Annotated in this window: 9 protein-coding genes and 2 tRNA genes; 4 read left to right on the forward strand and 7 right to left on the reverse strand. The window is 37.1% G+C overall.

The window, feature by feature from the left end:
- Positions 1 to 599: 599 nt before the first annotated feature.
- Positions 600 to 2,561 carry a hypothetical protein gene (locus IPJ83_04675; GenBank protein MBK7879837.1) on the forward strand — a complete coding sequence of 654 codons (1,962 nt, stop codon included), beginning with the start codon at positions 600 to 602 and terminating at the stop codon, positions 2,559 to 2,561.
- Between the two features lie 96 nt (positions 2,562 to 2,657).
- Here the strand turns inward: IPJ83_04675 and IPJ83_04680 are convergent, their stop codons facing one another.
- The gene (locus tag IPJ83_04680; GenBank protein MBK7879838.1) at positions 2,658 to 3,614 is read right to left on the reverse strand and encodes a M28 family peptidase; all 957 of its coding nucleotides are present in this window, start codon (positions 3,612 to 3,614) and stop codon (positions 2,658 to 2,660) included.
- A 177-nt stretch (positions 3,615 to 3,791) separates the two neighbouring features.
- Positions 3,792 to 3,862 (reverse strand) — tRNA-Gln (locus IPJ83_04685).
- 380 nt (positions 3,863 to 4,242) lie between these two features.
- Here IPJ83_04685 and IPJ83_04690 point away from each other — a divergent pair.
- Positions 4,243 to 5,835, forward strand: a complete 1,593-nt coding sequence (locus IPJ83_04690; GenBank protein MBK7879839.1) for a right-handed parallel beta-helix repeat-containing protein — start codon at positions 4,243 to 4,245, stop codon at positions 5,833 to 5,835.
- Here the strand turns inward: IPJ83_04690 and rnr are convergent.
- Positions 5,832 to 7,976 carry a ribonuclease R gene (rnr, locus tag IPJ83_04695; GenBank protein MBK7879840.1) on the reverse strand — a complete coding sequence of 715 codons (2,145 nt, stop codon included), beginning with the start codon at positions 7,974 to 7,976 and terminating at the stop codon, positions 5,832 to 5,834. The two genes, IPJ83_04690 and rnr, sit on opposite strands and share 4 nt — an antisense overlap.
- Positions 7,977 to 8,138: 162 nt before the next feature.
- Between rnr and IPJ83_04700 the strand changes: the two genes are divergently transcribed.
- Together IPJ83_04700 and IPJ83_04705 are read left to right on the forward strand one after the other, a co-directional pair.
- Positions 8,139 to 9,551 (forward strand): inorganic phosphate transporter, encoded by a 1,413-nt coding sequence (locus IPJ83_04700; GenBank protein MBK7879841.1) that lies wholly within the window; start codon positions 8,139 to 8,141, stop codon positions 9,549 to 9,551.
- Between the two features lie 262 nt (positions 9,552 to 9,813).
- Positions 9,814 to 11,814: a T9SS type A sorting domain-containing protein gene (locus tag IPJ83_04705; protein ID MBK7879842.1), complete on the forward strand. Its 2,001-nt coding sequence runs from the start codon at positions 9,814 to 9,816 to the stop codon at positions 11,812 to 11,814.
- Positions 11,815 to 12,008: 194 nt separating this feature from the next.
- On the opposite strand, the gene IPJ83_04710 is transcribed toward IPJ83_04705, so the two are convergent.
- The 4 genes from IPJ83_04710 to IPJ83_04725 form a co-directional block, all read right to left on the reverse strand.
- Entirely contained in the window at positions 12,009 to 12,284 is a 276-nt protein-coding gene (locus IPJ83_04710) for a GIY-YIG nuclease family protein (GenBank protein MBK7879843.1), read from the reverse strand.
- A gap of 273 nt (positions 12,285 to 12,557) precedes the next feature.
- Positions 12,558 to 12,833 (reverse strand): GIY-YIG nuclease family protein, encoded by a 276-nt coding sequence (locus IPJ83_04715; GenBank protein ID MBK7879844.1) that lies wholly within the window; start codon positions 12,831 to 12,833, stop codon positions 12,558 to 12,560.
- Positions 12,834 to 13,106: 273 nt separating this feature from the next.
- Positions 13,107 to 13,382, reverse strand: coding sequence for a GIY-YIG nuclease family protein (locus IPJ83_04720; GenBank protein ID MBK7879845.1), 276 nt, complete (start codon positions 13,380 to 13,382; stop codon positions 13,107 to 13,109).
- A 73-nt stretch (positions 13,383 to 13,455) separates the two neighbouring features.
- Positions 13,456 to 13,529 (reverse strand) — tRNA-Asp (locus IPJ83_04725).
- Positions 13,530 to 14,231: the final 702 nt, after the last annotated feature.

Below are 14,231 nucleotides of genomic sequence, written 5' to 3' on the forward strand. Positions count from 1 at the left end.
AACAAGGCATCAGTAAATTGGATCCAAGAAATATATTATCTAATTAGCTCATTTTCAAATTAACTAATTAAAATTGGTCCCACCTGGGCTCGACTGATGATAAGTCGGATGCTCTCCCAGGGTGAGCTATGGGACTGGAAACCTTAGATAAATGGTTTTAGGTATAGGTAGAAATCCAATAGCTTAAGGCAGGTTTTTGTTCTCCAGACAACAATATATCAATCTGGACATAGAATTTATTCCTCAGCGAATTCATCATTTAATTGTTTAGGAGAAATATTTAGATTTCAGAAGGGATCTTCCTCGGTGTATTGGTTAATTCCATTTACCCTATTTGCCGGATGATTTATAGGTTCCAAAACCAGGATATTATAGTTTGTTTCGTTCCTATTTCTTCGATTCAAAAAAATCTGAATTCGGTTAATTTGTTACATATAATTATCTATAATTTTTAAAACAATTAAAATGAGATAATCTATATATTATAACTTGTATGCATATTATAAAGTGTTGAAAATCTTTGGATTGTTTAATTATATGTCATTTCTTTGGGGGCCATTTGAACATATTCCAACAAGGGAGTAAGAATTACCAACCTGATGCATAGGAACTTTTTATTTTTATTGCTTGCAATCGGTTTCTTCCAAATTTCTGGACAGAGTTGTTCGGATACCAGACAATCTGATAGTTTGTTTTTAGTAAAGTTCTACAATAGTCTTGAGCACAAAGGCTTGATGTATGAATGGGATTTTTCCAAACCACTGGATAGGATTGACCCTCTCAGGGTAAGACTTAGTGCGGATGGCTGTTTTATAGAATACATAAATTTTGAAAATTCGGGCCTTAAAACCCAGGGATACCTTTTTCCAATGCTCCTTCTGGGGATGACTCATCTCAAATATCTTAATTTGAGTTTTTGTAACTTAAAAGGTAACATTCCGAATGAACTTTACAACCTGAACGATTTAACACAATTGGATTTTTCCTATAATTTTTTTTCCGGAAAATTAAATCCTTCTATTTCAAAGCTGACCAAACTAGAATCTTTAGTATTATCTGAAAATCAACTTTCCGGCGAGTTGATTCCAGAGCTTTTTCAGTTGACAAAATTAAAGGACCTAAACATCAGAAAAAATAAGTTTAGCGGTAGAATACCTTCCCAAATTGCCAGTCTAAAAAATCTCGAAAAACTAAGATTGGGTCAAAATAGTTTGACTGGAACTCTACCTGTAGAAATTGGTCAACTTACCCAGTTGACTGAAATTTCACTTCAGAGCAATCAATTGGATGGACCGGTACCATCAAGTCTGGATCAATTAACAAACCTTCAGATCATATATTTGAATGATAACTACTTTACAGGAATCCCAAAACTTCAAAATACATGGTATAGACTTCTGGATGTCTCTTCTAATAAATTTACTTTTGAAGATTTGCTTCCATTATACCAAAGCAAATTGAATTCTTCTGCTGAGTTTTATTATTCGCCTCAGCGGGACTTTAATGTTGGGAATCGCTATTATCTTAATCCTGGATCCAGACACACAATGACTGTATCTATTGATGGATCTGTGGCTAATAATAAAGTTAGTTGGTTAAGGAACAATTCTAATGTTGGCAATGGTAAGGATTGTTCGATACAGAGTTTTAACAATAGCATACATGGTGGAGTTTACTCCAGCATTGTGGAAAATGCCGAATTGCCATCCTTGAAATTGAATGTAAATCACGATACGTTAGCCTGTTTACCCCAAACAGGGATTTATAACCTTACGTTATGCGAAAATAAATTTGTTGACATTCATGGACGCAGATTTGATGTAAATCATACCAGCGATTCTATATTGTTAATGGGATTTAGTCAAAACGCATGTGATTCATTAGTCCTGGTGCACGTAGAAATAATTGAAAATTCTACTGACCATTTTTATAGTAAAATTTGTAAAGGGATGCCTTTCGAGTGGAATGGCCAATTGTACTTTGAAAGAGGGGTTTATCCTCAACGGTTGGTTAATCAGGGAGGTTGCGATTCTGTGGTTTACCTTCATCTGGAAATTTCCGAATTAAAAGACAATGCTATAATTCAAAATGATCTGGGTAATAATTCAGGCACAATCGAAGTATTTATAACGGATGGTCTACCACCTTACCAATATCATTGGAGCACTGGTTCAAATCAATCTAAAATTACCAATCTGGGGCCTGGTATTTACCAATTGGAGGTGTTGGATGCTAATCAGTGCAGTAAAAAATTCTTCTATGAAATTCGGAATCAGACCGGCTCTGTTGTACCTGCAGAAAACCTCATTAAAGTTTATCCAAATCCTGTTCCCGGAGATGTCGATATGGTACATTTTATTGCCAGTGAATTGACTGGTGATGAGAAACCATCGTTTTTTTGGGTGAATTCATTAGGGCAATTGCAATCCGCTAAGTCAATTCATGAATCAGGAAATGAATGGCTTATACAAAGACCAGATCAAGCAGGAGTTTTTTTGTTAAGAATTGCTATAAGTGGTCGTTCCCCGATGGTCTATTTTCCTGTTGAAATATTTAGATAGTTTTTGAATCAAACAAATTATCGGATAGGAGAAATCATATTTATTTGAAGGTGATTATTTATTCCTTTGGTTTGTAGATTTTAAAAACCCAAACATTTATATTTTACCGGCTTCTTCCAAATAAATTAATTTTACCAGAACTCTTCCCACTGCATCCAAGGTAGCTGGATCAATAGCATCCATATTGTCTTTTTGAGTATGCCAATGATATGGAAAGCCAGTTTTACTGGTAAGGGGCCTATTAATAACATCAATCATTGGGATTTGAGCATCCTTATTGACGAAAATATGATCATCGATGATGGGTTCACCATTTTTTTCAATGAAGAAATTTGACAAATGTTCTTCATTTGCTATCCGCCATACTTTTTCCACAACCTTGGGCGCAAACTGCAAGGAATAATAGTCTTTGCAGAAAGTTGCATCCTTGGCACCTACCATATCCAACAATATACCATAGTCTGCTTTATAGCCTGCAATATGAAGGTGAGAAGCCCAATACTGACTTCCCAAGCACCAACTTTCCATTTGACCACCATCCTGACCATAGTCCTCGCAATCAAAAAGAATGATGTCAATGCCTAAATTTTTCAAAGGATTTTCATGGATGATTCTTGATATCTCCAGGAGTATACCGACACCACTAGCCCCATCATCTGCTCCCAGTACCGGAGTTTTGAGGTTTAAGCTGTCAGGATCCTGATCTGAAAAGGGTCTGGAGTCCCAATGTGCGGCAAGAATAATCCTATGTTTGGCATTATGATTATGGCTAGCAATGATGTTCATGCCGTCTAAAATCTGACCATCAAATGCCTTAGGTTTAAAATCCTGCATGACAACTTTAGCCCCATGGGATTCAAAAACTGTTTTGAACCACGCACGACACTTGCGGTGTGCTTCCGAATTTGGCACCCTTGACCCAAATTTAACCTGCTCCCGAACCTTGCTGTAGGCATTGGTTTTGTCAAACGGTGGAAAACGTACCTCCCTTGTGCAGTTAGTCAAGAAGACAAACGAGATAAGACAGGCAGATCTTAACAAAAGGCATTTCATGATTCAGTTTTACTGGGTAAAAATATAGATATTGATGCGCTAAGTGAGCAATTTATAAATAATAAGGTTGGGAATTTCATCGAAAAGGAAAGCCGATCATGAATGCATAGCATTATACCTGCAGGAAAAGGGTGTAAAATTTAAAAGCCCTCTGCTTGAAGCTAGAGGGCTTTTAAGTTGACCCATAAGGACTCGAACCTTAACAGGCAGAATCAAAATCTGCAGTGCTGCCATTACACCATGGGTCAATTTCCCCAAAGGGAGTGCAAAATTAATGGTTTTCACATATCCTCAAAAGATATCCGACAAAATCTTACATAAATAATACAGATTTATTTTTTTGTGCCTCATTTTAAGCTTTCAAAATTTAGGGGTAAACCCTGATTTTTTAAATATCATGGTTTTACCTGATGTATAATGCTTGTTGATTCAGGTATATTTGTATCAGATCATGAGAGATTAAAGAAGTAAAGTTGCGTCAAGAACGCCGATGAAAAAGGCACTCCAAGTTGGGGTGCTTTTTTTAGTTAGGTGGGATTCTTCTGAGAAACGTTTAATCTTTGGTTTTCTCCTTAAGTTTGCAGCGAATTAGGGGTTTACATTCTCTAACTATTAAACCTTCCTTCATATGCCGATTCGATATTTAATAATTTGTGCCTGGATATTTCTCCCGATTCTTGAATCGCAATCGAGGGCGTTGTATGTATCACCAAAAGGTAATGACAACAATAGCGGCATAAATTTAACAGATGCTTTTTCCAGTTTGCAAAAAGCTTCTGATGTAAGTTTGCCCGGAGATACCATATTTGTAGACAGTGGAAGCTATAGTTCAAAAGAGAAATCTGTTTTAAAAGTCCGTCGTTCCGGGACAGAAAATAACTGGATAACTTATAAGAATTTAGGCGTTGATCGGCCTGTGGTACTTGTCACGGGAGAGGCAGGAATTGTCATTGAATCCGCTTCTTATATTTCCATTGAAGGATTTGACATCATGATGGATTTGCATCATTTTGAAAAACAGGCCCACGAAGCAATGCCTGATCATTTGACTTCCAAAGGAAACGGCATTCTTGTTGAACGGGTAGCTTCTCGGGAAAAAATTTCACACCACATTAAGATCTACAATAATTTTATTCATAATTGTCCGGGAACAGGAATAATGGTTAACCATGCAGATTATCTCACTATTTCCTATAACCAGATTCATGATAATGGGGAACTTAGTCTGACCAATAATGGTGGTATACGAATCCAATTTTTAGTTGAATTGGATAGCCGTGAAGGTTATCACAATTTCATTAATGCCAATACAATTTATAATCATCGCAGGTATTCAAGGTTGGAAAAAGAAATTGAATCCTGTGAAAAAACTTATTCCGCAAGCGGTATATCCATTAGGGACAATAGGTATGCTACGGGGGTACAAGGTATACAAGGTTATCAAATGCAGAGTCTGGTATCCAATAATGTTATTTATAACAATGGAGGCGTTGCAATAGATATTTATGAAAGTAACAAGGTTGATGTGTTGAACAATACTTGTTTTAGAAACAATCGAAACAAGCAAGTAAATTGTGGAGAAATATTCGTGCGCAATGTCAAAAATTCAAGAATCATAAACAATATATTTTTTGCCAATCAGGGAAAGCTTGGAAACAAAATCACCAATATTGAAAATTTTACTTTAAGCCATAATCTTTATTTTAATTCTTCTGGATTTGACCAGGGAATAAATGATTTGGTAGCTGATCCGATGTTTGTCCGAGCCAACAATAATGAAACTTTTCTGGATTTCAATCTTAGACCAAAGAGTCCTGCAATTAACGCAGGGACGAATACGCAAATAACTGCCTATGACTTTGTAGGTTCCAACAGACTGCTGGGATCACAAGTAGATTTAGGCGCTTACGAATATACTGGGCCAAAAATAAAACCGAGAGATTTTGTCCCTGCAAGGGTGGATGAAAGATCCATGAAACTTTATTGGCAAAGCGCCTATCACGAAAAGACCGGCCAAATCATTATTAACAATACCAGAGGACGAATTTTTTCTTGTAAAATTTATGATTGTAGGGGAAAGCTGGTAACGGAGTCCATATCGAGTGAGGATAGCCTATTAGGGCTTGAGTTTGATGTCAGCACTTTTCCTAAGGGAATCTATTTTGTCATTGCATTTTCAGATCAGGAATCTTTATTTAACAAAATTCACATTACCAATTAATTGCTGTTTGTTTCCAGACTAAAGACCAATTCTCTATCATCTAGATCCGCAGAAACAATTTTTACTTTAATGTGGTCTCCCATTTTCCATTGTTGGTCTGAAATGGATGAACTGGCAGATAAACGATTCTTCTTAACTTCGATCTGATCGTCCATATCATCCAGTAGTAATACACCTTCACATTGATTCTCAATAAGCTGAACATAAAATCCACGATCATTCATGCCGGTTATTCTGCCATCATAAATTTCTCCGATTTTGTCTTTAAGATAAAACACCTGAAAATATCTTATGGATTCTCGCTCAGCTTCCATTGCTTTACGTTCCTGTGATGAAATATACCTGCATTGTGCTTCGATAGTATCCAAACGATATCTTTTTTCTTTTTTGAGATTGTCGAACAAGATCCGGTGTACCATTAAATCTGCATATCGTCTGATCGGCGAGGTAAAATGGGTATAATATTCAAAAGCTAAACCATAATGTCCTATATTATTAGGATTGTATTCTGCTTTTGCCATTGTGCGTATTGCCAAAGGTTGCAGAATTTTTAAGTCTTCATTTTCTTTAATTAATTCTGCAAGTTGATTCAGGGATTTGGAAATTTTCTTTGGGGTGCTGAGGTCCAGCTTAACACCAAGTTCATGTGCAAAAACCATAAAATCCTGAAGTTTATCAGGGTCCGGAAGATCATGGATACGATATACAAAGGGCACTGGAATGCTTTTATTTTTGAAAGCCATGAAGTGTGCCACGTATTTATTTGCCAACAGCATAAATTCTTCTATCAGCATGTGGGCATCCAGCCTTTGTTTTACAAACAATTCTTTTGGAAGACCAGCTTCATCCAGTTTGAACCTAACCTCATCTGATTCAAAGTCAATGGCGCCGTTGCGAAGTCTTTCCTTTCGGGTGTGTTTGGCTATATCATTCAGGTGATTTAGTTCGAGTACAAAGTCCCCTACTTTACCATGGAGAATTTCCTGAACCTCTTCATAAGTAAATCTACGTTTGCTGTGAATGACAGATTTTCCTATCCAGTGTTTTTTAATATTCATTTCTTCGTCGTAGGTAAATACAACGGAAAAAGTAAGTTTATCTTCATTAGGACGAAGGGAACATAGTTCATTGGACAATTTCTCCGGCAACATAGGAAGCACTCGATCTACCAGATAAACAGAATTACCTCTTTTCAAAGCCTCTTTGTCAAGTGCGGAATCAGACTTAACGAAATGGCTTACATCTGCGATGTGAATTCCGATTTCAAGTAGTCCATCCTCTGTCCGCGAATAGGAGAGCGCATCGTCGAAATCTTTGGCGTCAACAGGATCAATTGTAAAAGTGGTAATTTCTCTAAAATCTCTTCTTTCTTCAAGGTCGTATTCATGTTCCACAATTTCTGATGCTTCATGCAACACCGCGGATGGAAAGTCTAAAGGGAAACCGGCTCCGGCAAGTATGGATTCCATTTCCATATTAATGGTTTTCTCCTGGCCAAGGGTGCGAACGACCCTCCCTTGCATTTTGTCCCCCGGTTTTTGTTTCCAGTGTGTAATTTCAACCACCACACGATCAAAGTCCACCAATCCATCCAAGGCATCATTTTGAAGGAAAATCTCCATGATCTGGCCTGCATTTTCCAGGAGAACGACGGAATGGTTCTTATGGGCACGGTAAACACCCACAAACTGGGTTCTTGACCTTTGCAGAACTTTTGTAACCACCCCTTCAGGTTTGTTCATGTACATTCTGACCACACGCACCTGGACAAAATCACCATCTTGTGCGCCAAAAAGGTTTTTCTGGCTCACAAAAATATCTCTACTAAGGCCCTTACAAAGGATGTAAGCAAAACCTGCACGGGCGACATCCACCACACCCTCATAGATTTCTTCTTTTCCTTTGAGCGGTTGTGCAGCAAATCCTTTATAAATCCATTTTCCGGGAGATACTCTTTCGATGAGTTTTTTATGTTCCAGCGTTTCCAGTAATTCCAACAGATTGCCTAGCTTATCCAATCTAAGCCTGCGTTTAATTGCACTTATACCATAAGCCTTATCCTTATTGTCCGCAAAAAACCTTAAAAGTTTACTGTTGCTTAAAAGATCCTGTGTTCTTTTGTTTTTCTTATTTCGTTTCATTACTGAAGTTAACAAAATTCAGTTTAAAAGGGTTCTATTTAAGATTTCTCACTTTGATTCCTCGTAATTTTGAACGCCACTTAACAATTTGTTCATAATTTCTTAATATTGGCTAAGTAGATAAACATTTGAGATTATATTTAGGTCTTAATTAGGGCAGCCATGTTGGAATTTGAATTTGGGTTAGAAGGTACCTTGCTTTTTAGTTTTGTGGTATGTATTTTATTAGTGTGCATTTTTGAGTTTGTAAATGGTTTTCATGATACCGCCAATGCAGTAGCTACTGTGATTTATACCAAGTCTTTAAAGCCTATACAGGCTGTAATTTGGTCAGGATTAATGAATTTTTTGGGTGTAATTTCGAGCAGTTATATTTTTGGCATGGCAGTAGCCACTAAAATAGCCCAGCTGCTACCATTGGAATCTGTACTAAGCAGGAGCACAAATGAGGCCATTGCCATGGTCGCTTCAGCACTTATTGGAGCAATTATTTGGAACCTTGGAACTTGGTATTTTGGAATTCCTTGTTCCAGTTCGCATACTTTAATTGGTTCCTTACTTGGGGTTGGAATAGCATTTACTCTGGTGCCGGACAATAATCTTAAAGCTGGTGTCAATTGGAACGAGGCTTTCAAAATTGGGAATGCCTTGCTGTTTTCTCCACTCTTTGGATTTACCATGGCCATAGCCTTGATGTTTATATTAAAGAGAAATGTGGTGGATAAAGCCATTTTTAAAGAACCGGAACCTGACAGTAAGCCTCCAATATGGATTCGCGGTCTGCTGATCGTAACCTGTACATTGGTGAGTTTTTTTCATGGTTCCAATGACGGTCAGAAGGGAGTGGGATTGATGCTGATTGTTCTGCTTGCTTTTGTACCGACCAAGTTTGCCTTAGCACCTGAGTTTAATAAGGATGAATGCATCAACAGAATGGTTGTGTTGGAAAAGGTTTTGGTGAAAGAATCGACTCAGAATTTTGAGTTAGAACGAATTCTTTGTGCCCGTGCAGAAAATATTGCAGGATTTGCTGATGATGTACGTAAGTTGGACGCCAACAGCAATAAAGAAGTGATGCGCGTGCGAAAGGAAATGAATGTTTTAGCTAAAGAGTTAAAATTGATACTTGCAGAACCAAATGCCATTTCTTCTCATAGTAACCGTAAGTTAATTAAATCAGAAATCGCTTATTTTAATCATAACACTAATTACGTTCCGTTTTGGATCATACTTGCGATATCCATTTCTTTGGGTATTGGGACCATGATTGGATGGCGGAGAATTGTGGTTACCATAGGTGAGAAAATAGGTAAGCGACACATGACCTACGCAGAAGGCGCATCGGCAGAATTAATTGCATCCAGCACCATAGGTCTTGCTTCCGGATTGGGTCTTCCTGTATCTACTACACATGTATTGTCTTCGGGTGTTGCAGGAGCAATGGTTGCAACAAAGGGAATTAAAAACCTTCAAGCCTCAACGATCAAAAATATTGTATTGGCCTGGGTACTTACACTGCCTGCCACGATGATCATCAGTGCAGTTTTGTTTTTTCTCGCAAGAATGATCATGTAAAGAATAATTTAAGGTGTAATTTTTTTAATTTAGATTTCAGATCTGTTGACCTAATTATTAATAGACATCGCATTCTTCCATAGATTATTTAATTCAAGAATATTTGATCCACTAAGAGTTTAGATCAATTTTTGTTAGTGTGTAAAAAATAAGCATTAAATGTTTTATTTTAGATTTTGTAAATTCATGATTCGTTTGAACGTAAAGATAATATTGTTATAAATCGACCTTAAGTTTGTTTCAATCCAAAAAAATTAAATCCATGGTTAAATATTGTCTAAAGTTATTACTGCTACTGATTTCAATAATGGAACTTTATGGTCAGGTGGACACCTCATTTCTTCCTTTCACAGATTCCGTGATCACCTGTTTTCCAGATACAACAGGTTACAAAAGAATTTCTGTGGGACCAGTAGGCAGAGATTTTAACAATTTGCAATTGGCCTTAAACCAGGCTTTGCCAGGCACAATTATTATATTGGATGCAGGCGTTGATTTTAAAGGAAGTTTCTTATTACCAGCGAAGCAGCAAAGTGAAAAATGGATTATTGTGATGTCATCAAAAATGGATTTGCTTCCTGTTGAAGGGAACAGGATAATGCCATTTCAAATGACTGGTGACCAAAAGTATCCATCCCAAACAGATGCTTTGCCGAAAGTAATAACGGACAATTTATCCGGCGTTCCATGCTTTAAAACTGAAATTGGTACTCATCATTACCGGTTGGTCGGATTGGAAATTAAAGCAGATGAGAAGGTTATAAATAGTTACGGATTAATCAATTTAGGTGATGGATCAAATCAACAAAATCAGTTCTCAAAAGTACCCCATCACTTGATCCTTGATCGTTGTTTTATTCATGGTCATACGAAGGGGGATATTATGAAATATGGTGTCCGAATGGATTGTGCATACTCCGCGGTGATTGATTGTCACATTTCAGATTTTCACAGCATTGGATTTGACGCACAGGCAATATCCTGTATTAATGGTCCCGGTCCTTTTAAAATTCTAAATAATTACCTGGAGGCATCCGGAGAGAATATTCTATTTGGGGGTGGTGCAGCAGCAATACCTGGCTTAGTTCCTTCAGATGTTGAAATCAGGCAGAATCATTTTTTTAAACCCAAGTCCTGGAGGGTAGGGGATCCAAATTATGCAGGAAAGCATTGGACGGTAAAAAATATTTTTGAATTAAAAACAGGTAAACGGGTATTGTTGGAAGGTAATACTTTGGAAAACTGTTGGGCTGATCTTCCAATTGGTCAAAGTGGCTATGCCATACTGCTCACCATCAGGACGGAGAATGGGGGCTCACCCCAAGCAGAAGTGAGTGATATCACTATTCGAAATAATATCATCAAACATACCGGCGCTGGTATTTCGATTTCAGGATCAGATGATGGAAAAGGAATTCGGTCAAAGAGAATTAGAATAAGTAATAATTTATTTGAAGATATTAATGGCATGTTGTACGGGGATCAAAATAATGCCGGACCGAACATGGGCACTGCTTTTCATATCGGAGAACCGGAAAATGTAATTATAGATCACAATACTATTTTTCATACCGGATCGATCACATGGGCATACAAAAAAATGAATGGATTAGTATATACCAATAATCTATCCAACAGTTTTATATCTGCAGGTGGATACCAGGGAATTTACGGACCCGGATTTAGTCAAGGAAATGCCACTATCGCGAATTATTTTGCGGACATAACCGATGCCAATAAACGGTTTCATAAGAATGTTTTGATAAAAGGGGATTCCGGAAAATACACAAACTTTTCAGGAGTAAGTAAAAATTATTTTCCAAACAATACAAATACAATTGGTTTTATTGATTTTGCAAATGGTAGTTCAAATTATTTAAATTATCGATTGGAAAATTCGAGTCCATATTTCCAGAATGGATCTGATGGCAAAGATATCGGAGCAAATATGAATTTGATTAAATCAGCACTTGAACAAAAAAGAGATTGTGGTTCTGTATCCACCACTATTTTGGGGACAGATCTAAATACCGAGATTTTACTTTATCCCAATCCTGCAAAGGATCATTTGATCCTTGTAAATAGTAAAGAAGTTTTTAATTATTACGTGATATACGACATTCAAGGCAATAAACTTTTACAGGGCAATATTGGTGAAGTATCAAAAAAGATTGAACTTAGTGGGATTACACCAGGAATTTACCTAATCAGTTTATCTAATAATAAATTTACGGTTAATCGAAAACTGATAATTCTTCCTTAATTTAATTTAACCAAGAATAGGTTTAATGGTAAGATTCGAACCCGTCCCCAACTTGTTGGGGATGAGAGGGCGGCGAAGTGCTATTTCGAATGGTAATGTTGAAAAAGTAAACAAGAATTTATGATTTTGCAATCATGAATTCTTAGAGCTTGCAAACTGAAAAGAATGTCAAATTCAATAGCAGATAAATTTATTCATTGACTCAAGAAAAAGTTCAATTGATTTACAGTGGAATTTATGAGATCAATAAGTTGGCGATGATCATATTTTTTCAAAGCGGCTTCTCTTTTTAGAGCCATGGATTTGTTACTAAAAACTTCTAAATGAACTAAAACCCAGGGCCCTTTTCCGGCGGTGAAGGTGCTTTTGTTGGCGTTGTGTTCTGCGAGTCTTTGCAAGGGACTTAAGGAGTATCCCTTATAATAAGTATTAAAATTTTGACTGTAAATAATGTAGACATAGTGGTTCATAGTGTATCATATTAGAGGTGTTAAAATCTTATAAAAAACAAAAAGCCCTCAATTTTTCAATTGAAGGCTTTTGCGGACCAACTCCCCAACGAGTTGGGGACCTGAATGCGGGATTCGAACCCGTCCCCAACTTGTTGGGGATGAGAGGGCGGCGAAGTGCTATTTCGAATGGTAATGTTGAAAAAGTAAACAAGAATTTATGATTTTGCAATCATGAATTCTTAGAGCTTGCAAACTGAAAAGAATGTCAAATTCAATAGCAGATAAATTTATTCATTGACTCAAGAAAAAGTTCAATTGATTTACAGTGGAATTTATGAGATCAATAAGTTGGCGATGATCATATTTTTTCAAAGCGGCTTCTCTTTTTAGAGCCATGGATTTGTTACTAAAAACTTCTAAATGAACTAAAACCCAGGGCCCTTTTCCGGCGGTGAAGGTGCTTTTGTTGGCGTTGTGTTCTGCGAGTCTTTGCAAGGGACTTAAAGAGTATCCCTTATAATAAGTATTAAAATTTTGACTGTAAATAATGTAGACATAGTGGTTCATAGTGTATCATATTAGAGGTGTTAAAATCTTATAAAAAACAAAAAGCCCTCAATTTTTCAATTGAAGGCTTTTGCGGACCGGCTCCCCAACGAGTTGGGGACCTGAATGCGGGATTCGAACCCGTCCCCAACTTGTTGGGGATGAGAGGGCGGCGAAGTGCTATTTCGAATGGTAATGTTGAAAAAGTAAACAAGAATTTATGATTTTGCAATCATGAATTCTTAGAGCTTGCAAACTGAAAAGAATGTCAAATTCAATAGCAGATAAATTTATTCATTGACTCAAGAAAAAGTTCAATTGATTTACAGTGGAATTTATGAGATCAATAAGTTGGCGATGATCATATTTTTTCAAAGCGGCTTCTCTTTTTAGAGCCATGGATTTGTTACTAAAAAATTCTAAATGAACTAAAACCCAGGGCCCTTTTCCGGCGGTGAAGGTGCTTTTGTTGGCGTTGTGTTCTGCGAGTCTTTGCAAGGGACTTAAGGAGTATCCCTTATAATAAGTATTAAAATTTTGACTGTAAATAATGTAGACATAGTGGTTCATAGTGTATCATATTAGAGGTGTTAAAATCTTATAAAAAACAAAAAGCCCTCAATTTTTCAATTGAAGGCTTTTGCGGACCGGACGGGATTCGAACCCGCGACCTCCGCCGTGACAGGGCGGCATTCTAACCAGCTGAACTACCGATCCAATATTTTAAAACTCAACTCCAACATAATGGAGCATGAGGATGAATACTTTTAAAGGAAGCAAACAAAACCTTGATGGTGATTCGAACCCGTCCCCAACTCGTTGGGGATGACAGGGCGGCATTCTAACCAGCTGAACTACCGATCCAATATTTTAAAACTCAACTCCAACATAATGGAGCATGAGGATGAATACTTTTAAAGGAAGCAAACAAAACCTTGATGGTGATTCAAACCCGTCCCCAACTCGTTGGGGATGACAGGGCGGCATTCTAACCAGCTGAACTACCGATCCAATATTTTAAAACTCAACTCCAACATAATGGAGCATGAGGATGAATACTTTTAAAGGAAGCAAACAAAACCTTGATGGTGATTCGAACCCGTCCCCAACTCGTTGGGGATGACAGGGCGGCATTCTAACCAGCTGAACTACCGATCCAATATCTATTGATTCTTCTTAAATGAAAGAAGAATGATTAGAATTCGGATTCCATTGCAAACCCATAAATTTGATAGTATTTGTAAACTTCAAATTTATATTCTCCTCCTTTGAGGTGAAAAGCGAGGCAAAAATAGGTATTTTCGGGAAATCTCACAGAAAATCATTTTAAAAATAAAACTTTGATTTATTAGCTAGTCCAAAGGCATTGTACTATTTTGGCTTCGTTTTTTAAGAATCTCATTTTCTGATGGCCTCCAG

It is taken from the genome of Candidatus Vicinibacter proximus (assembly GCA_016713905.1).
GTDB lineage: Bacteria > Bacteroidota > Bacteroidia > Chitinophagales > Saprospiraceae > Vicinibacter > Vicinibacter proximus.

Excerpts from the sequence above, each read along its gene's own strand:
- IPJ83_04680 (MBK7879838.1), bottom strand. The coding sequence starts at position 3,614 with ATGAAATGCCTTTTGTTAAGATCTGCCTGTCTTATCTCGTTTGTCTTC.
- rnr (MBK7879840.1), bottom strand. The coding sequence starts at position 7,976 with ATGAAACGAAATAAGAAAAACAAAAGAACACAGGATCTTTTAAGCAAC.
- IPJ83_04705 (MBK7879842.1), top strand. The coding sequence starts at position 9,814 with ATGGTTAAATATTGTCTAAAGTTATTACTGCTACTGATTTCAATAATG.
- IPJ83_04715 (MBK7879844.1), bottom strand. The coding sequence starts at position 12,833 with ATGAACCACTATGTCTACATTATTTACAGTCAAAATTTTAATACTTAT.
- IPJ83_04675 (MBK7879837.1), top strand. The coding sequence starts at position 600 with ATGCATAGGAACTTTTTATTTTTATTGCTTGCAATCGGTTTCTTCCAA.
- IPJ83_04710 (MBK7879843.1), bottom strand. The coding sequence starts at position 12,284 with ATGAACCACTATGTCTACATTATTTACAGTCAAAATTTTAATACTTAT.
- IPJ83_04690 (MBK7879839.1), top strand. The coding sequence starts at position 4,243 with ATGCCGATTCGATATTTAATAATTTGTGCCTGGATATTTCTCCCGATT.
- IPJ83_04720 (MBK7879845.1), bottom strand. The coding sequence starts at position 13,382 with ATGAACCACTATGTCTACATTATTTACAGTCAAAATTTTAATACTTAT.
- IPJ83_04700 (MBK7879841.1), top strand. The coding sequence starts at position 8,139 with ATGTTGGAATTTGAATTTGGGTTAGAAGGTACCTTGCTTTTTAGTTTT.